Source organism: Rhizobium sp. 01T417 (assembly GCF_056398905.1).
Map to the genome: position 1 here is coordinate 253,959 of NZ_JBFTQH010000005.1, position 19,166 is coordinate 273,124.

The 19,166-nt window shown below is 60.7% G+C and carries 15 protein-coding genes; 10 read left to right on the forward strand and 5 right to left on the reverse strand.

All coding sequences use genetic code 11. The features are described from left to right. Nucleotides 1-53 precede the first annotated feature (53 nt). Entirely contained in the window at nucleotides 54-1,526 is a 1,473-nt protein-coding gene (locus AC1DPR_RS08255) for a sensor domain-containing diguanylate cyclase (RefSeq protein ID WP_113471818.1), read from the reverse strand. A 197-nt stretch (nucleotides 1,527-1,723) separates the two neighbouring features. Here AC1DPR_RS08255 and AC1DPR_RS08260 point away from each other — a divergent pair, with 197 nt between their 5' ends. The 3 genes from AC1DPR_RS08260 to AC1DPR_RS08270 all read left to right on the forward strand — a co-directional run bounded on the left by AC1DPR_RS08260 (nucleotide 1,724) and on the right by AC1DPR_RS08270 (nucleotide 3,272). Continuing rightward, entirely contained in the window at nucleotides 1,724-2,416 is a 693-nt protein-coding gene (locus AC1DPR_RS08260; RefSeq protein ID WP_018858353.1) for a methyltransferase family protein, read from the forward strand. A 74-nt stretch (nucleotides 2,417-2,490) separates the two neighbouring features. Beyond that, entirely contained in the window at nucleotides 2,491-2,892 is a 402-nt protein-coding gene (locus AC1DPR_RS08265; protein ID WP_113471825.1) for a DUF488 family protein, N3 subclade, read from the forward strand. After that, nucleotides 2,892-3,272 carry a hypothetical protein gene (locus AC1DPR_RS08270; RefSeq protein ID WP_113471817.1) on the forward strand — a complete coding sequence of 127 codons (381 nt, stop codon included), beginning with the start codon at nucleotides 2,892-2,894 and terminating at the stop codon, nucleotides 3,270-3,272. Before AC1DPR_RS08265 ends, AC1DPR_RS08270 begins: the two co-directional genes overlap by 1 nt. 332 nt (nucleotides 3,273-3,604) lie before the next feature. Here AC1DPR_RS08270 and AC1DPR_RS08275 read toward each other — a convergent pair whose 3' ends face one another. After that, entirely contained in the window at nucleotides 3,605-6,085 is a 2,481-nt protein-coding gene (locus AC1DPR_RS08275; RefSeq protein ID WP_113471816.1) for a UvrD-helicase domain-containing protein, read from the reverse strand. 407 nt (nucleotides 6,086-6,492) lie between these two features. Here AC1DPR_RS08275 and AC1DPR_RS08280 point away from each other — a divergent pair, with 407 nt between their 5' ends. The 4 genes from AC1DPR_RS08280 to AC1DPR_RS08295 all read left to right on the forward strand — a co-directional run bounded on the left by AC1DPR_RS08280 (nucleotide 6,493) and on the right by AC1DPR_RS08295 (nucleotide 12,910). After that, nucleotides 6,493-7,659 (forward strand): efflux RND transporter periplasmic adaptor subunit, encoded by a 1,167-nt coding sequence (locus AC1DPR_RS08280; protein WP_018858358.1) that lies wholly within the window; start codon nucleotides 6,493-6,495, stop codon nucleotides 7,657-7,659. After that, complete coding sequence (locus AC1DPR_RS08285; protein WP_113471815.1) at nucleotides 7,656-10,811, forward strand: efflux RND transporter permease subunit; 3,156 nt, start codon at nucleotides 7,656-7,658, stop codon at nucleotides 10,809-10,811. Before AC1DPR_RS08280 ends, AC1DPR_RS08285 begins: the two co-directional genes overlap by 4 nt. 245 nt (nucleotides 10,812-11,056) lie before the next feature. Then, a complete protein-coding gene (locus AC1DPR_RS08290) occupies nucleotides 11,057-12,052 on the forward strand; it encodes a flagellin N-terminal helical domain-containing protein (RefSeq protein WP_018858360.1) in 996 nt (331 codons plus the stop codon). 192 nt (nucleotides 12,053-12,244) lie between these two features. Continuing rightward, on the forward strand, nucleotides 12,245-12,910 hold the full coding sequence (locus AC1DPR_RS08295) for a YiaD family glycine zipper/OmpA-like lipoprotein (RefSeq protein ID WP_018858362.1): 666 nt from the start codon (nucleotides 12,245-12,247) through the stop codon (nucleotides 12,908-12,910). A 50-nt stretch (nucleotides 12,911-12,960) separates the two neighbouring features. Here AC1DPR_RS08295 and AC1DPR_RS08300 read toward each other — a convergent pair whose 3' ends face one another. Further along, nucleotides 12,961-13,368 (reverse strand): DUF2000 family protein, encoded by a 408-nt coding sequence (locus AC1DPR_RS08300; RefSeq protein WP_018858363.1) that lies wholly within the window; start codon nucleotides 13,366-13,368, stop codon nucleotides 12,961-12,963. 33 nt (nucleotides 13,369-13,401) lie between these two features. On the opposite strand from AC1DPR_RS08300, the gene AC1DPR_RS08305 reads away from it, so the two are divergent. Beyond that, nucleotides 13,402-14,289 carry an AraC family transcriptional regulator gene (locus AC1DPR_RS08305; protein WP_477816075.1) on the forward strand — a complete coding sequence of 296 codons (888 nt, stop codon included), beginning with the start codon at nucleotides 13,402-13,404 and terminating at the stop codon, nucleotides 14,287-14,289. On the opposite strand, the gene AC1DPR_RS08310 is transcribed toward AC1DPR_RS08305, so the two are convergent. Next, nucleotides 14,249-15,343 carry an AbrB family transcriptional regulator gene (locus tag AC1DPR_RS08310; RefSeq protein ID WP_018858365.1) on the reverse strand — a complete coding sequence of 365 codons (1,095 nt, stop codon included), beginning with the start codon at nucleotides 15,341-15,343 and terminating at the stop codon, nucleotides 14,249-14,251. The two genes, AC1DPR_RS08305 and AC1DPR_RS08310, sit on opposite strands and share 41 nt — an antisense overlap. A 162-nt stretch (nucleotides 15,344-15,505) precedes the next feature. Next, the gene (locus AC1DPR_RS08315) at nucleotides 15,506-16,408 is read right to left on the reverse strand and encodes a LysR family transcriptional regulator (RefSeq protein ID WP_113471812.1); all 903 of its coding nucleotides are present in this window, start codon (nucleotides 16,406-16,408) and stop codon (nucleotides 15,506-15,508) included. Nucleotides 16,409-16,504: 96 nt separating this feature from the next. On the opposite strand from AC1DPR_RS08315, the gene AC1DPR_RS08320 reads away from it, so the two are divergent. Both AC1DPR_RS08320 and AC1DPR_RS08325 read left to right on the forward strand, forming a co-directional pair. Beyond that, nucleotides 16,505-17,539, forward strand: a complete 1,035-nt coding sequence (locus AC1DPR_RS08320) for an aldo/keto reductase (protein ID WP_113471811.1) — start codon at nucleotides 16,505-16,507, stop codon at nucleotides 17,537-17,539. 106 nt (nucleotides 17,540-17,645) lie between these two features. Further along, a complete protein-coding gene (locus AC1DPR_RS08325) occupies nucleotides 17,646-19,058 on the forward strand; it encodes an FAD-binding oxidoreductase (RefSeq protein ID WP_113471810.1) in 1,413 nt (470 codons plus the stop codon). The last annotated feature ends 108 nt before the right edge of the window (nucleotides 19,059-19,166 follow it).

The following is a 19,166-nucleotide window of genomic DNA, read 5'->3' on the forward strand; positions in this document are numbered from 1 at the left end:
TCTTGCGCCGGCGTTCCAAGACCGTGGAGAGATTTCCTGCGCCGGGGAAATGGTCAGGCCGCCGAAGCGGACTTTTCATTCGCCGCGACGCTGCCTTGTCCTTCTGTCTTGCGGCTGGCGTGATAGGCGCGTTTCTGCGCGTACATCGCAATGTCGGCACGCCGCACCATGGCTTCCATCGTTTCCCCCGGCTCGCTTGTCGCGACACCGAGCGATATGCTGAGCGGAGCATTGGAGTAGAACTGATTGTTGATCTTCAGCAGCTCGCCGATGGTCTCGACCATTGCGGCGACAGCCTGCTTGTCGGCGCCGGGCATCAGCACCGCAAACTCGTCGCCGCCGATGCGGGCAGCATGGTTTGGCTGTGTGGCGGCGCCATTCAGAACTTCGCCGAGACGGCGCAGCAGCGCATCGCCGGCATCGTGCCCCAGTTGGTCATTGGCCTCCTTCAGGCCGTTGAGATCGATGACGACAGCCGAGACCGGCCGCAGCGACTTGCGTTCGAGCCTGTTCAACTCGTCCACGTAGAAGGCGCGATTGTGAAGCTTGGTCAGGACGTCGTGCTTGCCGAGATATTCGAGGTAAGCTTCGGCCTTCTTGCGCGCTGTGATGTCGGTGAGGGCTACCTGCACAAGTGCCCAGTCGCCTTCGTGGCCGGGAAGGACGGAGAATTGCAGAAGGACGTAGCGCTCGGAGCCGTCGAGGGCGTAGTTGATCACTTCGCGCTGATGAAAGAGCCGGCCGTTCCAAAGCTCGATCAGCTGTTCGCGGAAGTGTTTTTCCATGTCGTCGCGGAAGACATCGCCAATGCGCTGCAGAAGCGTATGCCGGTCGGGTGCGCAGAACAGGTCGAGGGTTGCCTGGTTGACGTCGATCACCCGGATCTCGCTCATGCACTGACGCACGAACTCGGGATGGACATCGGTGAAAACCCTGAAATCGTCGATGCCGCGATCGCGGACATTCTCAAGCAGCAGTTTGATCTGGCTGAAATCCTCGACCCAGAGCGAGACCGGGGAATGCTCGAAGATGCCTTCGGCGTAGCGGCGATTTTCGCGCTCCTTGCGGCGCGCTTCCTCACGTGCGGTGACATCTTCCGTTGTCAGCATTATCTGCGCAAGCGACTGCTCATGGCCCGGCAGCACCGAACCACGGAGCTGGATATCGAGCCTGCGGCCGGACAGCGTATAGTTGACCGCGCTGCTGGTGAATTCGGTCTTGCCATCCCAGAGTTCTGCCAATTCGTTGACGTGGCTTTCGAGCATCTCGTCGCGAAACACCAGGCCGAGATTGGCGACCAGGTGGTCGAGATCATTAGCCCCGAAGAGTTCGAGTGTCTTTCGGTTGACGCGCAGCACGCGGATAAGCTGTGAGCAGGCGGCGACGCGCGTTGTGTCTTCTCTAAGGTAAGCTCGGATGTCTTCGACGCCCTCAGCGCGCCAGCGATCGAATTGCGCCTTGACCCCGCTGAAATCCTCGATCCACATCGCGATCGGTGACAGGTCGAAGATATCGGAGTCGCTCATGATGAGACTTTCGGTTTGTTGTCGCATGTGTGGAGGCGCAGCGTTGTTCGTCGGCTTTTAAGCATGATTCGTAAACCTTCACTTGATGCGGCGAAGATCGGTTTCCCGATCCTCGTGCGATTCATGCCATTGACGCGCGCTCAGTCAGGCCAATCTAGAGATAGGAGACCTTGTGCCCGCGACAGTGCGAGTGAGTGATGATGGTGAGTAGCGTTCAGAGTCTCGGGCGACAGGCGACAGTCGCGACGGCCAAATTCTGTCTCGTCATGCTGGTCATGATTTTCCTAGCGGCGGGATCCCTGTCTTACTGGCAAGGCTGGGTGTTTCTCGTGCATTTCTGCGGGTGGTGCGCAGTCCTCACGGCCTATTTCGTCAAGCGCGACCCGGAACTGGTCCGGAAACGCATGAGTGTCGGACCGGCGGCGGAACGCGAGCCATCGCAGAAGCGCATACAGTCCTTTAACAGCATCGCGATCCTTGCGCTTTTCGTCGTTTCGGCGCTCGACCACAGGTTCGGCTGGTCGGTCGTTCCGGCCTCGATCGTGCTTCTCGGCAATGCATTGATCGCGGTCGGCTTTATCGGCTGCTTCTTCGTGCTCCGGCAGAATTCGTTTGCCGCGGCGACAGTCGGCGTGACGGCGGGGCAGCGGGTGATTTCGACCGGCCTCTACGGCGTGGTGCGCCATCCGATGTATGCCGCGGCGCTGGCGATGTTTTTTGGCGTGCCCTTGGCGCTGGCTTCCTATTGGGGTCTGCTTGTGTTGGCTCCCGTCATTGGTGGTCTGGTCGCCCGCCTCCTAGATGAGGAGAGGTATTTGGTGGGCAATCTGGTCGGCTATGCCGAGTACCGCAGCCAGGTCCAATGGCGCCTGGTGCCTGGGATCTGGTGACGGATCATTCCTCTGGAGGCTGGTGAGGCGGCGGCCCTTGCGGTAAATATCGCGGCAGGTCGATGGAGGGCGTCGTGGCAATCAGGGTCGTGCAATTGGGTTCGCCGCGGGCAGAAGGCGAGGGGGTGCGGATCGGTACCGTCCGCCGACCGCCACGGGGCGTGCCGAAGGAAGAATTTTCCAGCCGCAACTACTATGACGTCTGGCTGCCGGTGCTTTCGCCGAGCCAGCCCCTTGTGACGGAAGCGAAGGCCGCGACGACTGACGCCGAGTGGGCGGCCTTCGTCCGCAGCTTCACGAAGGAAATGAAAGGGCCGGAGGCGAGCCATGTGCTAGACCTGCTCGCCACGCTTTCGCATGCCAGTCATTTTTCAATCGGATGCTACTGCGAGACCGAGAGCCGCTGCCATCGAAGCGTGTTGCGGCGCCTGCTTGAAGAGCGCGGTGCGACATTTGCCGCGGAAGGCTGTGCCTGATGGCTGCAGAGGATGACCTGAAGCGAAAGCCAACGACCGAGCCCGATCCTGATGAGAAGATCGATGCGACCTTTCGCAACGGGTCACTGACGGCAGCCGGCATCATTCTCGGTTTTTCCCTGAGTTTCATGAGCCGTTGGGCTTCGAATCCGAACGACTGGAGCCGGATCGATATCCTGCCGATGTTGCTGCTGACGGTAGGGATTGCCTTGCAGGTCAAGGTCTTTGCCGATCTGCTGGCCAGGGACTCGCTGATTGCGGCCAAGTACGATCGGGCGAGGCGCCTGTTCCTGATCGGAATCGCGGTCGTCGCCGCCGGGATCGGGCTCGCATTGCTCAACGACATACTGGGGTTGGGATCGATGCCGATCCTGGGGTGAGCGGGCGCCACGCCCGCTCCATGAATTCGGACTTCCTCGCTTGTCGGTAGTCGTTCGTGTACCTGCGGGATCAGGTCCCTAGGATGATCTTGCTGCAGGCAAATGCGACGGTCGGACTGCTCAACACCGCAATCATGAGCGAGGCTACGATCAGAGGCAGCGAATAACGTTTCATCTGCGTCCTCCTTCTCTCCCGCGATCGATGCGCGCGGGAGTTCAGTATGCGGGACGCGGGGCAGTAAACGAAGTCACGAAAGGGTGAGGCAAGCCGCGCTGTCGTTTGCTGCAGTTGTTGGTACATTATCTGAGGTCAGTGAGTTGGCGGTTCCGCTTTAGGAAACCCTCTCCACAAACCCATCCAAGACGCGCTTCTGGCCTGCCCGGTCGAACTCGATCGTCAGCTTGTTGCCCTCGATCTCCACGATGTTGCCGTTGCCGAATTTGAGGTGGAAGACGCGATCGCCGGTCTTGAATTTCGAGGGCTCGGCGGCGGTTGATTTCGCCACGAGTTCGCCATCGATGGTGCGGCTGCGCGGGCCGCTTTCGCCGTAGCCGATGCGTTCGACGGCGTGGCCAGAACGTGTGCCCCAGTTGTCGCGGGTGGCGTCCGTCTTGTTCTGCTGGGCACGCTTCCAGCCGGGCGTCGAATAGGAGTTGGCGAAGGGGTCAGCCTTGTCGAAACGGGACTGGCCGTAGCCACCGCGACCATAGCCGCCGTAGCTCTGCTCGGCTTCCGCCACCTCGACATGCATTTCCGGCAGTTCGTCGAGGAACCGCGAAGGGATGGTCGACTGCCAGAGACCGTGGATGCGCCGGTTGGAGACGAACCAGATGTGGCAGCGGCGCTTGGCGCGGGTGATGCCGACATAGGCAAGGCGGCGTTCTTCCTCGAGGCCGGCGCGGCCGCTTTCGTCCAGTGAACGTTGGTGCGGGAACAGGCCTTCCTCCCAGCCCGGCAGGAAGACGGTATCGAACTCCAGGCCCTTGGCGGAATGCAACGTCATGATCGAGACGGCGTCGAGGTTTTCGTTCTGCTCGGCGTCCATGACAAGCGCGACGTGCTCGAGGAAACCACGCATCGACTCGAAGCTCTCCATCGAGCGAATGAGTTCCTTCAGGTTTTCGAGGCGGGTCGGCGCGTCCGCCGACTTATCGTTCTTCCACATGTCGGTGTAACCCGACTCTTCAAGGATCTGCTCGGCAAGCTCAGTGTGCTGGGTGTTTTCCAGCATTTCCTGCCAGCGGCGGAATGATTGGACGACGTCGAAGAGAGCTTTACGCGACTTCGGCTTCAGCTCGTCGGTTTCGATCATGTCGGCGGCTGCGGCCAGCATCGGAATGTCGCGGGCGCGGGCATAATCGTGGAGGGCGCGCACCGTCGTATCGCCAAGACCGCGCTTCGGGGTGTTGATGATGCGCTCGAAGGCGAGGTCGTCGGCAGGCTGGGCGACGAGGCGGAAGTAGGCCATGGCATCGCGGATTTCGAGGCGCTCGTAGAAGCGCGGGCCGCCGATGACTCGGTAGTTGAGGCCGAGCGTCACGAAGCGGTCTTCGAACTCGCGCATCTGGAATGAGGCGCGCACGAGGATCGCCATGTCGTTGAGCAAATGCCGCTTTCCATTGGCGCCGCCGCGTTGAAGTTGCTCGATCTCCTCGCCGATTTCCCTGGCTTCCACCTCTGAATCCCAGGATGCGTGCACCTGGACCTTGATGTCATCGGGGTCGCTGCGGTCGGTGAAAAGCGTCTTGCCGAGGCGGCCTTCATTGTGAGCGATCAGGTGGCCGGCGGCGCCAAGGATATGCGCCGTCGAACGATAGTTGCGCTCCAGCTTGATGACCTTGGCGCCCGGGAAGTCCTTCTCGAAGCGGAGGATGTTGTCCACCTCGGCACCGCGCCAGCCATAGATCGACTGGTCGTCGTCGCCGACGCAGCAGACGTTCTGCGGCTCGCCCTTCGGGCGCTGGGCAAGCAGCCGCAACCACATGTACTGGGCTGTGTTGGTGTCCTGATACTCGTCGACAAGGATGTAGCGGAAGCGGCCGTGATACTCCTTGAGAAGATCCGGGTTTTTCCGGAAGATCGCGATCGGGTGCATCAGGAGATCGCCGAAATCGCAGGCGTTCAGCGTCGAGAGCCGTTGCTGATAGGCAAAGTAGAGTTCGCGGCCCTTGCCGTTGGCAAAGGCGCGGGCGTCGCCCTCGGGAATGTCGCCAGGGCCGAGGCCCTTGTTCTTCCAGCCATCGATCATTCCGGCGAACTGCTTGGCAGGCCAGCGCTTGTCATCGAGGCCTTCCGCCTGGATCAGCTGCTTGATCAGCCGGACGACATCATCGGTGTCGAGGATCGTGAAGTCGGAGCGCAGGTTTACGAGTTCGGCATGGCGGCGCAGAAGCTTGACGCCGATCGAGTGAAAGGTGCCGAGCCAGGGCATGCCCTCGACGGCGCCGCCGACGAGCACGGCAATACGTTCCTTCATCTCGCGGGCGGCCTTGTTGGTGAAGGTCACGGCAAGGATCTGCGAGGGGAAAGCGCGTCCAGTGTTCAGGATATGGGCGATGCGCGTCGTCAACACGCGCGTCTTGCCGGTGCCCGCACCGGCGAGCACGAGTACGGGGCCTTCCAGTGTCTCGACGGCTTCGGTCTGTTCAGGGTTCAGGCCGGAAAGATAATCGGGGCGCCTGCCGCCATCGCGAGCTGCCATGGCACGGGCGGCGAGCCCTCCGGCGGCTGGAGCGGCAGGGGTCGGCTGCTTGCGCGGCGGCTCGCCCGGCTCTTCATCGAAGAAGGGGATATCGTCGAAACTATTGCTCATGGCGCGTAATGTAGTGATTCGGGATCGAAAGACCAGAAAAGATGTTCTGCTTTCATTCCGCCCCGCACCCGCTGTCCTCAGCTTATGCAGTGCATTCGAGCAGGCCTGCCCGGGAATTGCCCAGTGCGCTGTAAGGGCGGGCTCGGTCGCGCGCAAACATCGTCAATAGAACTCAGAAAACAAAACCGTCATTTGACGTTGACGATGAAATTCTACAACACGGCAGGCGGCGGTCGAGAGTTGCCTGACAGTAACTCAGTCTTGAATTACAATTCAGTAATGCCGGACCAATTCGCTTGCTGGTGATCGGCAAAGAGACAATATTGTCGCAGACGCGCGGCAATTTGTCCTGCGAACGCCTCTTTCGATAGACCCTGGACTAGCCTCGAGTCCCTCTGGAGACGTGAATGCCATTTTGGAAGCAGTTTATAGTTTGCCTTGTCGTGATTGCGGCCGGCTTTGCTGGATGGGTTTTCTTCGTGCCAGGGGCTGGCGAGACGCTACGGAAGGCCGGCTTTTCAGAGGTTTCAAAGCTGGCGCCCGGTGAGGCTGTACCGAAGCCGGTGGGGAGCGAGGAAGGGCAATCGAGACGTCGCAGCGGCGGAGCAAACGCGCCCGTTCTGGTCGCCACGCAGGCCGTCGTTCGTGGTGTCGTCAATGATCGGCTGAGTGCCATCGGCACGGGCGACGCCATCCGCTCCGTGGTGGTGATGCCGCAGGCAAGCGGGACAATTCGCGAGATCCTGATCAAGTCGGGCGACAGGATCACCAAGGGGCAGGTGCTTGCAAAGCTAGACAGCGAAGAGCAGGTCATCGCTCGCGGTCAGGCCGATGTGGCGCTGAAAAGCGCCGTCGAGAAATCCAGCCTCTACCACAACATCAAATCCAGCGTGTCGCGCATGGATGTCTTCGATGCCGAAATCGCCGAGCAAGGCGCACGCCTTCAACTGCAGGCCGCCGAACTCAATCTCGAGCGTCGCAGCATTGTCGCGCCGATCGATGGCATTGTCGGCATCATCCCGGTCAACGTCGGCGACAACGTTTCGACGACGACACCGGTCGCGACCCTCGACGACCGGACCGAAATCCTGGTCGACTACTGGGTGCCGGAACGCTTCGCCAACACGATCACGGTCGGCCAGCCCGTGGAGGCAACGTCGGTGGCACGGCCAGGTCGGGTATTCTCGGGCGCGGTCGAGGCAATCGACAACCGCATTGACGCCGCCAGCCGGACAATGCGCGTGCGGGCCCGGATCGACAACGCATCGGACGAACTGCGCGCCGGCATGTCGTTCAATGTCGGGATGAGGTTTGGCGGCGACCAGTATCCCGCGGTCGATCCGCTCTCAGTCCAGTGGGATTCGCAAGGCGCGTTCGTCTGGCAGGTCGTCGACCGCAAGTCCGGCAAGGTGCGTGTCAGCATCGTGCAGCGCAATCCCGACTATATTCTCGTCAAGGCCGATCTGGACGATGGCGATGCAATCGTCACCGAAGGGCTGCAGCGTGTCCGTGAAGGTGGCGCGGTACGGGTGGCCGGCGAAGTGGCGTCGAATTCGGAGCCAGTCACGCAATGACCGTGACCGAGATGCAGGAGAAGCCGGCTTCCGGCAAACAGACCTTCACCGCGCTGTTTGTCAGGCGCCCGATCCTTGCGCTTGTCTTCAACGCCCTGATGATCGTTGCCGGCCTTGCAGCCTATGCCGGGATCGAAGTGCGCGAACTGCCCGATGTCGACCGACCCGTGGTGACGGTGCGCACGACTTTCGACGGTGCCTCGCCACAGACTATCGACCAGGAACTGACGAAGGTGATCGAGGGCGCTGCCGCACGCGTCAGCGGCCTCAAATCCATTTCCTCCAGTTCTCAGTTCGGCCAGAGCCGGGTGACGCTCGAATTCTCTGACTCCGTCGATCTCGCGGTAGCGGCAAACGACGTGCGAGATGCCATCGGCCGTATTGCCGACCGTCTTCCCGAAGAGGCGGATGCGCCGCAGATCGTCAAGGCGGATTCCGACTCTCAGCCGATCATGCGTCTTGCCGTTACGTCGTCGAAACTGAACATGGACGATCTGACGCTTCTCGTCGAGAACCAGGTCATCGACCGGCTTGCCTCGGTCGATGGCGTTGCCGATGTCGAAACCTACGGCGACCAGGAGAAGGTCTTCCGCGTCGACGTGAACCAGAGCGAACTGGCCAGTCGCGGGCTGACCGTTGGCGATCTGACGAAGGTGCTTTCAAGCGCTGCTCTCGACGTGCCGGCCGGATCGCTAAAGAGCCCGACGCAGACGATCGTTGTCCGCGCGATGGCAAGTTTGCAGACGCCGGAGGATTTCTCCAACGTCATCCTGCAGAACCACGTGCGTCTCGGCGATGTGGCAAATGTTACCCTCGGACCGCGCGACGGGCAGACGGCGCTGCGCTCGAACGGCGTTCCCGGCATCGGCCTCGGCGTCATCCGCCAGGCACAATCGAATACGCTGAACATCTCCAACGGCATCAAGGACGCCGTCGCCGAGCTTTCAAGAACGCTTCCCGAAGGCACGCGGATCGCCATCACCAGCGATGACGCCGTCTTCATCCAGGGCGCGATCCATGAAGTGGTGCTGGCGCTCATCCTGGCCGCGGTCATCGTCACCGGCGTCATCTATCTCTTTCTGCGGGACTGGCGTGCGACGATTATCCCTGCCGTCAGCATGCCGGTTGCGCTGATCGGAACCCTGGCAGCGGTCTATCTCGTCGGCTTCTCGATCAACATCCTGACGCTGCTAGCGATCGTGTTGGCGACCGGCCTTGTCGTTGACGACGCGATCGTCGTTCTCGAAAACATCGTTCGCCGCCGTTCGGAAGGCATGGGACCTCGAGCGGCTGCCGTGCTCGGCACGCGCGAAGTGTTCTTTGCTGTCATCGCCACGACCGCGACGCTTGCAGCGGTCTTTATTCCGCTTTCCTTCCTGCCGGGGCAGGTGGGTGGTCTGTTCCGCGAATTCGGCTTCGTGCTGGCTTTCTCGGTTGGCCTCTCATCCATCGTTGCCCTGACGCTATGTCCGATGTTGGCTTCACGGATACTGACGAAGGAGATGCTTGAGGACCATGGCCTTCTTGGCCGTTTCGGAAGGTGGTTCGCCGACGCCTACCGATGGTCGCTGCACGCCTGCCTGAATGCACCGCTTGTGGTCATCGTCGCTTCGCTGCTTTTTGCCGGTGCCGCTGTTCTTGCTTTCCAGACGGTTCGAAGCGAGCTGACGCCGAACGAAGACCGCGCGATGGTGATGATGCGCCTGACCACGCCGCAGGGGTCAAGTCTCGAATACACGCGCGACAAGATGCAACGGGTGGAGGAATATCTCCAGCCGCTTGTCAATAGCGGCGATATCAGCAATGTCTTTTCGATCTCGGGACAGGGCGGACAGGTCAACAGCGGCTTCATGGTGCTGACGCTGGCGCCGTGGGGTGAACGCCATCGCACACAGGCGGAGATCGTGGCCGATATCAACCGGGCCGCAGCAAGGGTTCCGGCGCTGCGCGGCAATGCGATCCAATCGAACAGCCTGCGCATCCGCGGCGCCGGCAACGGACTGCAGATGGCCTTGGTCGGCAACGATCACGAGGCTCTGACGACTGCGGCTGCTCAACTGGTGCAGGCCCTCGACGCCACGGGCCATTACGATACGCCGCGACTGACCAACGAACCGACCCAGGCCCAGGTGTCGGTGACGATCGACCGCGAGCGTGCCTCCGATCTCGGGATCGACATCACCGGCCTTTCAACGGCTATGCAGTCGCTCCTGGAAGGGCGATCGGTCGTTGACGTTTTCGTCAAGGGCGAAGCCTATCCGGTGCTGCTCACGTCGAACACCCGACCACTCGACGATCCGACGGATCTAGAGAACGTCTTCCTGAAGACGGGCGATGGCAAGATCGTGCCGATGTCTGTAATCGCGTCACTGACGGAGAGCTCGGTCGCGCCGCAATTGAACCGCGAACAGCAGCTTGCGTCGGTAGCGATCACGGCCGGCCTGAAGAATGGTCTTTCGCTCGGAGATGCCGTCAAGGAAGTAACCGCGATCTCCAAATCGATCCTGCCTGCCGGTGCGCGTCTCGTGCCACTTGCCGAGGCGGCGACGCTGGAGGAGAACTCAAGCGGCATGGCACTGACCTTTGGCTTTGCAATCGTCATCATCTTCCTGGTTCTGGCCGCGCAGTTCGAGAGTGTGCTGTCGTCGGTTATCATCATGTCGACGGTTCCGCTCGGGCTGGCATGCGCCGTCTTCGCGCTGATCATTACCGGGTCGAGCCTCAATATCTACAGCCAGATCGGCCTTGTTCTGCTTGTGGGCGTGATGGCGAAGAACGGTATTCTGATCGTTGAATTTGCCAACCAACTCCGCGATCGCGGCGAGGAGGTGCGCACGGCGATTGAGAAGGCGTGCGCGCTACGCCTGCGCCCCGTGATGATGACCATGATAGCGACGATCCTCGGCGGCGTTCCGCTGGTCTTCGCCCATGGCGCTGGCGCGGAAGCGCGCGTTGCGCTTGGCTGGGTTATCGTTGGAGGGCTTGGCTTTGCGACACTGGTGACGCTCTACATTACGCCGGTCGCTTACCTGCTGATTGCCCGCTTCGCGAAGCCGCATGCTCACGAAGAGGAGCGGCTCCACGAAGAAATGGCGCACGCATCGCGTCCGCGCCCTGCCGCCAAGGCAGGTCGGCTGGAGGCGGCAGAATGAACCGCGCCTTCAGCGGGTAAGGTCCTGCGAGTTATGGCTTATAAAAAGTTGTAGGATTGGATGAATTTCTTCTAAATTTTAGACGTTTTTTAAGTGTGAGCGGTAATCATTCCGACAGAAGCCGAAAGGTCCTTCAGCGTTTTCTGAGGGCCGCCCTGGTGCCTCGTTCAGGCGCTCCCGGACAATGATCGTTCGCGGTACGGTTTGTTTGTATCAGTGTATTGTTGTGTTCGGAGTACAGTACCTTGAGCATTTATCGGCGCACCTCGGTGGATGCCGCGCTGTATGTATTGCGCGACATCGGTCGCGACATGACCAAAACCCAGAGGCAGGTGTCTACCGGCCTCAGAGTCGAAAGAGCGTCCGACAACGGCGCCTATTGGGCGATTAGTTCGACCCTGAAAACTGATCAGAAAGCTCAATCGGCCATTCGCGACGCTCTCGGCCTGGCGGCTGCGACGATGGGCACGGCCTATAACGCCGTCGACAGCGCAATTGATCTCGTCAGCGAGATCAAGGCAAAGCTGGTCGCAGCGACCGAGTCTGGTGTCGACAAGGACAAGATCAACACCGATATCGCCCACCTGAAAGATCAGCTCCGGTCGGTCGCGCAGTCGGCGGAGTTCAACGGCGACAACTGGGTTACGATCGACGATTCGGCCGATCCCTCCAAGCCGAGGGAGATCCCGTCGTCGTTCATCCGCTATTCCGACGGAACGGTGAAGGTCGATATGCTGAGCTATGAGGTCGATCTCGCGCCCGTTGGGGCAACCACCTCGAAGGATGCTCGCTACCTGATTGACGACCGTACCACCGGTTCCGGTGAATATGGCGCTCTTACATCCCAGTATTTCGCGACCGAGGCCGGTGCCTCGCAGAACTATGTGATGCTCAAAGGCGCTGGTAACACGGCTGGGCAGGTTGAAATCGGTGTTTCGAGCAGCACGACGCAGGCGCAGGTGAAGGAGATGATCACCGTCGTCGATATGATGCTGAACCAGATGACGACGGTTGGCTCGGCCTTCGGTGCGCTTGAAAAGCGCATCAGCATCCAGAGCGACTTCGCGCAGTCGCTGGACGACTCCTATTCCCGCGGCATCAGCCGTCTGATCGACGCCGATATGGAAGAGCAGTCGAGCCTGCTGCGTGCCTTACAAACCCAAGAGCAGCTTGGCTTGCAGTCGCTGAACATCGCCAACGCCAGCTACGACACGGTTCGCCAACTCTTCCAGAACTTCTAACCGGTCGTCTTGAAGTAGAACTGTCGCTTAGATTCCGACGGGCGACTTAGCGGCCTGGCCGTTGTTGTTGCTTGCCGTCCGCAGTAGTTGTGCTTTTTGCCCAATTTCGAGCATCTGCAGCGTCTGCTTCATCTTGTTGCCGCAATCCTTAATACTGGTCGCATCAACACCGAATTGGAGATTCGCCCGTCCATGATCAAGAAATTCATACTTCTGACTGTTGCCGCAACTTACCTTAGTGCTTGCACCACGACCGACCCCTATACGGGCGAGCAGAAGATGTCGAATACATCGGGCGGCGCGCTGCTGGGTGCCGGCGTTGGCGCGCTTGCCGGTTTGGCGGTCGGCGGCTCGCCGGTCGGACGTCGCAATGCCGCGCTGATCGGCGCCGGCGTCGGTGCGCTCGCAGGCGGTGCGATCGGCAACTACATGGACCAGCAGGAATCGGAACTGCGCGCCCAGCTCCAGGGAACGGGCATTTCGGTGACCCGCCGCGGCGACAACATCATCCTCAACATGCCGTCCAACATCACGTTCGATGTTGACCAGGACGCTGTGAAGTCTGGCTTCTATCCAACGCTGAATTCTGTCGCGATCGTCCTGCGCAAGTTTAACCGCACGCTGATCGACGTCAACGGCCACACCGACTCGACCGGCAGCTTGCAGCACAACCAGGATCTGTCACAGCGCCGCGCCATGTCGGTTGCCGATTATCTCGGCACGCAGGGCATCGACCCGCGCCGCGTTTCCGCTGTCGGCTTCGGTCCGTCGCAGCCGATCGCTTCCAACGCTACGGAAGCCGGACGTGCTCAGAACCGCCGCGTCGAAATCCAGATTGCGCCTGTCACGCAGAGCTGATCCAAACTTCAGTCAAGAGAAACGGCCGGGCCAGCGCCCGGCCGTTTTCGTTATTGATGCATCGTCGCGCCCTTGGTGATCTTGTCGACGATCTTCTTTTCGGCCCGGATGGCTATGCCGACGACCTTGGCATCGTCGGGTGCGTATTCGGCAAAGACGGCCCTGTTGGCGGCGTCGTGGCCGGTTGCAAACATCTCCTCGATGAACAGCGACGAGGTTATGCCGCGCTCGAGCGAGCGGCGGTGGATTGTCGACATCGTTTCGTCCTCTGCCGACAGTACAATGATCGGCTGGATGGAAAGCGGATTGTAGAGATTGCCGGCGCGGTCTTTGTAGGCCTTGCCGATCATCTCGGGGTGCTGGCCGGCAATGCCACTCATCAGGAAAGCCGTGACGTTCAGCTTCTGCCAGGATGCAAGATTGTTTCGCAGGACGATCGCAATTTTGGTATCAAACATTCCAGTCTCTTTCATGCAGGTTCGAAAGTCGCGTTGGACCAGGATGTAACCAGTCACGCCTTCGAGGGTCTTGAACGTTTGTGCACGGAGCCCGGCGCAGACGGGATCGTGATTGCGCCGGCTTTTCCGGGAATCGAGCGGATGGAAGCGCAGTTTTCCGGCAAGGCCTTCGAGCCGCATCGCCACGATACCTATGCTCTCGGCGTCACGATGAAAGGCGTGCAGACCTTTTCTTATCGCGGCCAGCGGCGCTTCAGCATGCCCGGGCAGGTGCTCGTGCTCCATCCGGACGAGGAGCATGATGGTGGAGCAGGCACCGATGATGGGCTGCAATATCGCATGCTTTATCTTGAGCCGGCGCTACTGCTCCAATGCCTTGGAGCGGAAAAGATCGGGCTGCCCTTCGTTGACGACCCTGTCATCGGGGATCCGGTTTTGGCGGGTACGCTGCTAGCTGCACTCAGTGAGCTGGATCGCGAGCTCGACGAGTTGTTCGTCGACGACTTTGTTTTGCGTGTTGCCGGCGGACTTGCAAAGCATGCAAAGACCCCGCGGCGGCCGCTCGGCAACGTTGCGTGGCAGCGTGCTAGATTGGCGCGCGATTATCTCGAAGCACATGCGACGGAAGCGGTGCGATCCGGTGAGTTGGAGACGGTCACCGGTCTCGACCGCTTCTCCCTTTCGCGGCACTTCCGGGCCGCCTTCGCCACAAGCCCGCATCGCTATCTGCTCATGCGGCGGCTGCAGCAGGCGCGCGCCATGATCGGGGTGGGTGACGGGCTTTCGGATGTGGCCGCGGCGACGGGCTTTGCAGACCAAAGCCATCTGACACGTCATTTCAAAAAGGCCTATGGCATGACGCCCGGCCAATGGGCGAGCCTTAGACGGGCTTCTCCGCAAGGCCGGAGCGGCGCGCGATAAAGCGTGCCAGCATTGGGCCAGTAAACAGGATCACTAGGAAGCGGCCGGTTTGCATCGCCATCACGAAGGGCACGTCGACGTCGGTTGACGCCGCAATGATCGCCACAGAATCAGCCCCGCCGGGACTGGTCGCCAGATAGGCCGTCAGCGGATCGACGCCGGCGAATTTGTGCAAGGCAAGGGCCATACAGCCGCAGATCGACATTAGCAGCAGGATAGAGGCCGCGACGCGGGGCAGGGCACGCGCGGCGTGCATGACAATGCGGCGTGTGAAACGCAGTCCGATGTTCCAGCCGATCAGGGCATAACTGATCGCCAGCAGCCAGAGCGGAAGTTCGATCTTGAACAACCCGAACCCTTGAAGCAGCGCGCCGAGAACCAACGGCACGGTGATCGTGCCGCCCTGAATGCGAAAGCGCACCGCAATGTAGGCGGACAGGCAGGTGAGGGCGACAGTGGCGGCCAGCGCCTGCCAGTCGACCGACGGGAAGAGGATGAAGGGCGGCGCTTCGCCACCATCGGCGGCAACCCAGAGGCGCGAGACAACCGAGGCCGCCACCGCGACGAAGACCACCCGCAGATATTGCATGAAGGCGACGAGACGGGCATCGGCGCCATAAGCTTCGGACATGATGACCATCGCGGACGCCGCGCCTGGCGAGGAACCCCAAACCGCGGTCGTTCCCGGCAAGACCTGCCAGCGCGTCAGCAGCCAGCCAAGGCCGGCCGCGGCAACGATGACGGAGAAGATCATCGCGAGAAAAAGTGGCGCGTCGGTCGCCATGGTCTTGAGGATATCGACAGTGATGGCGCGCGCCATCAGAAAACCGACGAGCGCCTGCCCGAAGAGGAGTGGCCAGCGCGGCACCTGAAGCGATCCCTGCCCGATGGAAAGGGCAAGGATGATTGCAGCCACCATCGGGCCGATAAGGAGCGAGGCTGGCAGCCCGAGCATTTCAAGCCCGACCACAAGCAGGGTCGAGATACTGAGCAGGAGAATCCATCGCGGCAGGCTGGCGTATCGAAAGAAACGGCTGGCGTCGTACAACGGCATGATTCCCATGCATGTCTTGCCAATGCTGGAGCCGCGATCAGGCGAAGCAGGAGAGCAGCACTGGCTGGCAAAAGAAGCCGGCCGGAGGGCCGGAGGATATGCGCCGATATAGGCGCCTGCCGGGGAAGCGGTCAATTGCGAAATCCTGTCGGTTTCGCGAGGTCAGAGGCTGACACGCTCCGCCAGGAAGTCGAGCAGGGCCCGCACGCGAGCCGGCAACGGACCGCCCTGGCCAATGTAGACGGCGTAGAACTCCTCGATGTCGCCGGGGTTGAGATCCTCGAGAACCGGAATCAGTCGCCCGGTCTCGATATCGGCGCGAACGGTGAAGGTGGCGAGGCGGACCAGGCCTGCACCTGACAGCGCCATATATCGCATCGCTTCGCCGTCGCCCACCTGGACGCCTGGCGTAATCGGCAGGCCAATGGTCTCGCCGCCATCGAGTAACGGCCAGCCCTGAACGCTGCGTGCGTAGGAGAAGCCGACACGGCGATGGCGCTTCAAATCGGTGATCGACTTCGGTTCGCCTTCGCGTTTCAAATAATCCGGCGATGCCACGATGACGTTGCGGGTGAAGCCAAGCTTGCGCGCAATGAGGCTAGAGCTCTTCAACGGTCCAGCGCGGATCGCCACATCGGCGCGATCCTCGACAAGATCGACAATGGCATCGGTATGAGAGATGTCGAGGGTGACGGCGGGATTGAGCGCCAGAAAATCCGAAACGAGCGGTGCAAGGATATGATGGCCGAAGGAAGCGCTCGTGTTGATGCGGATGGGACCCGCGGCCTGCTCGCCGGCGGAGGCGTAGCGTTCGGCCTCCGCGATGTCCGCAAGGATCGAAACGCTACGCTCATAAAAGGCGGATCCCTCCGGCGTCAGATGCAGCTTGCGGGTCGAACGGTTGACGAGGCGAGCGCCAAGGCGTGCCTCAAGGCGCGCCACAAGCTTGCTGACGGCAGATGGTGTCATGCGGCAGGCACGCGCTGCGGCCGTGAAACCGCCGAGTTCGACGGCACGCACGAAGACTTCCATTTCGCCGGAGCGATTGATGTCTTGTCGACTCATGATGAATTCAATTCATGGATAGTTTTCCTCCCGGCAATCTATATCACGATAGATTCAGTGTCTATCTCTTCTGAAGTCCACAACAGGAGACCGACCATGGAATACAGAAATCTCGGCGCATCGGGCCTCAGGGTGCCGGTTTTGAGCTTCGGTGCGGGAACATTCGGAGGCTCGGGTCCGCTCTTCGGTGCCTGGGGCAACACGGACGCCGCCGAAGCTCGACGCTTGATCGACATTTCGCTGGAAGCGGGCGTCAATCTCTTCGACACCGCAGATGTCTATTCGGGCGGCGCCTCCGAGGAAGTCCTTGGCCAGGCTATCGCCGGCCGGCGCGACGCCGTGCTGATCTCAACCAAGATCGCGCTACCGATGGGCGACGGACCGGGTGAGTGGGGAACGTCGCGCTCGCGCCTGATACGTTCCACTGACGAGGCGTTGAAACGCCTAGGGACCGACTATATCGACCTGTTGCAGCTCCATGCGTTCGATGCTTCGACGTCGATCGAAGAGGTACTCGCAACACTGGACGGGCTGATCGCGGCAGGGAAAATCCGCTATGTCGGCGTCTCCAATTTCGCGGGATGGCAGCTGATGAAGTCGCTCGGCATTGCTGGGCGGCATGGCTACCCGCGCTATGTTGCGCATCAGGTCTACTACTCCCTTGCCGGCCGCGATTACGAATGGGAACTGATGCCGCTTGCTGCCGACCAGGGCGTCGGTGCGTTGGTCTGGAGTCCGCTTGCCTGGGGCCGTCTCACCGGCAAGGTCCGCCGTGGCCAACCATTGCCAGAAGGCAGTCGGCTGCACCAGACGGCTGAATTCGGGCCGCCGGTCGATGATGAGAAGCTCTATGATATCGTAGATGCGCTGCTGGAGATTTCCGAGGAAACGGGCAAGACCGTCCCGCAGATCGCGCTCAATTGGCTGATCGGTCGCCCCACTGTTTCCAGCGTCATTATCGGCGCGCGCAACGAGGAGCAACTGCGGCAGAATCTCGGTGCCGTCGGCTGGTCATTGGCGAAGGAGCAGGTGGAAAAGCTCGACAAAGCGAGCAGTGTAACCGCGCCCTATCCCTACTTCCCATACCGCAGGCAGGAAGCGTTTGCGCGGCTAAACCCGCCGGTGGTCTAAGGGTGCTCGATCGGGGACAGTTCTCCGTAATCATGCACTAGACAGGCGCCGTCTCTTGTCTCATACCAACCTGCCTCCGGGTGTGAAGGTGAAGGAGATCAAAGAGATGGCGCTCAAAGATGCAAAATCCGGAACACGGAACGAAACAGGCATCACCGCCGCTCTTGCTGTTCTGAAACAGAGCTTTGGTGAGCGCTTCCAGACCGGCGAGGCGTTCCGTGCACAGCACGCGCATACTACTACCTACATCCCGGCTCAGCTGCCAGACGGCGTGCTCTTTGCAGAGAGTGCCGACGATGTGAAGGCTGCAGTCAAGATTTGCGCCGAGCACAAGGTGCCGGTCATTGGCTTCGGCACCGGCTCGTCGCTGGAAGGGCAGGTCAATGCGCCGAATGGCGGTATATCGATCGATTTCAGTCGAATGAACCGGGTTCTTGAAGTCAATGCTGAGGATCTCGATTGTACCGTCGAGCCCGGGGTGACGCGGGAGGAGCTCAATACCTATCTCCGTGACACTGGTCTATTCTTCCCCATCGATCCCGGAGCAAACGCTTCGATCGGTGGCATGACTTCGACGCGGGCCTCCGGAACGAATGCCGTGCGTTACGGCACGATGAAGGACAATGTGCTTGCCGTGACCGCGGTTACTGCGAACGGAGAAGAAATCCGTACCGCACGACGCGCCCGCAAGTCGTCAGCCGGCTACGATATGACCCGGTTGTTTGTCGGCGCGGAAGGCACGCTTGGCATACTAACGTCGGTGACGCTGAGGCTGCAGGGCATCCCGCAGAAGATCGGCGGTGGCGTCTGCGCCTTTCCGACTGTTCGGGCCGCCTGCGATGCCGTCATCATGACCATCCAGATGGGCATTCCGGTCGCCCGCATCGAACTTCTCGATGCGCTGCAAATTCGTGCCTGCAATGCCTATTCCAAGCTGAACTACGAGGAAACGCCGACGCTCTTCCTCGAATTTCATGGCACGGATGAAACCGTTGCCCTGCAATCGGAACAGTTTGCCGAGATTGCCTCCGAATGTGGAGGCGGCGCGTTCTCATGGACAGTCAACGCCGAGGAGCGCAGCAGGCTCTGGAAGGCAAGGCACGATGCCTACTGGGCATCGCGCGCGCTGGCGCCGGAATTGGCCGCGCTCTCGACGGATGTCTGCGTGCCTATTTCCCGTCTTGCCGATTGTATCGGCGAGACGCAGATCGATATAGAGGAACATGGCCTGCTGGCGATGATCGTCGGGCATGCAGGCGATGGAAACTTCCATGTGCTCCTGTTGTTCGACGACAAGACCGAGGAGGGCATTGCCGCTGCCGAGGCCTTTGTCGGCAGGCTCAACGCTCGCGCTCTGGCGATGGACGGCACCTGCACTGGCGAGCACGGCATCGGCCAGGGCAAGATGGCATTCCTGGAAGAGGAGCTCGGCGGCACGGTTGAACTGATGCGGCAGGTCAAGAAGGCGCTCGATCCGGATGATATCTTCAATCCTGGCAAGATATTCCACCGCACCTGAAGTGGGATTCCGTCGAGCCTGTAGGCCGGCAGGGTTGACGCTACGGAAGATTGACTGGCGATGAGGCGAATTCATCTCCAAATCAATTAAATAGGGCATGATGTTGCC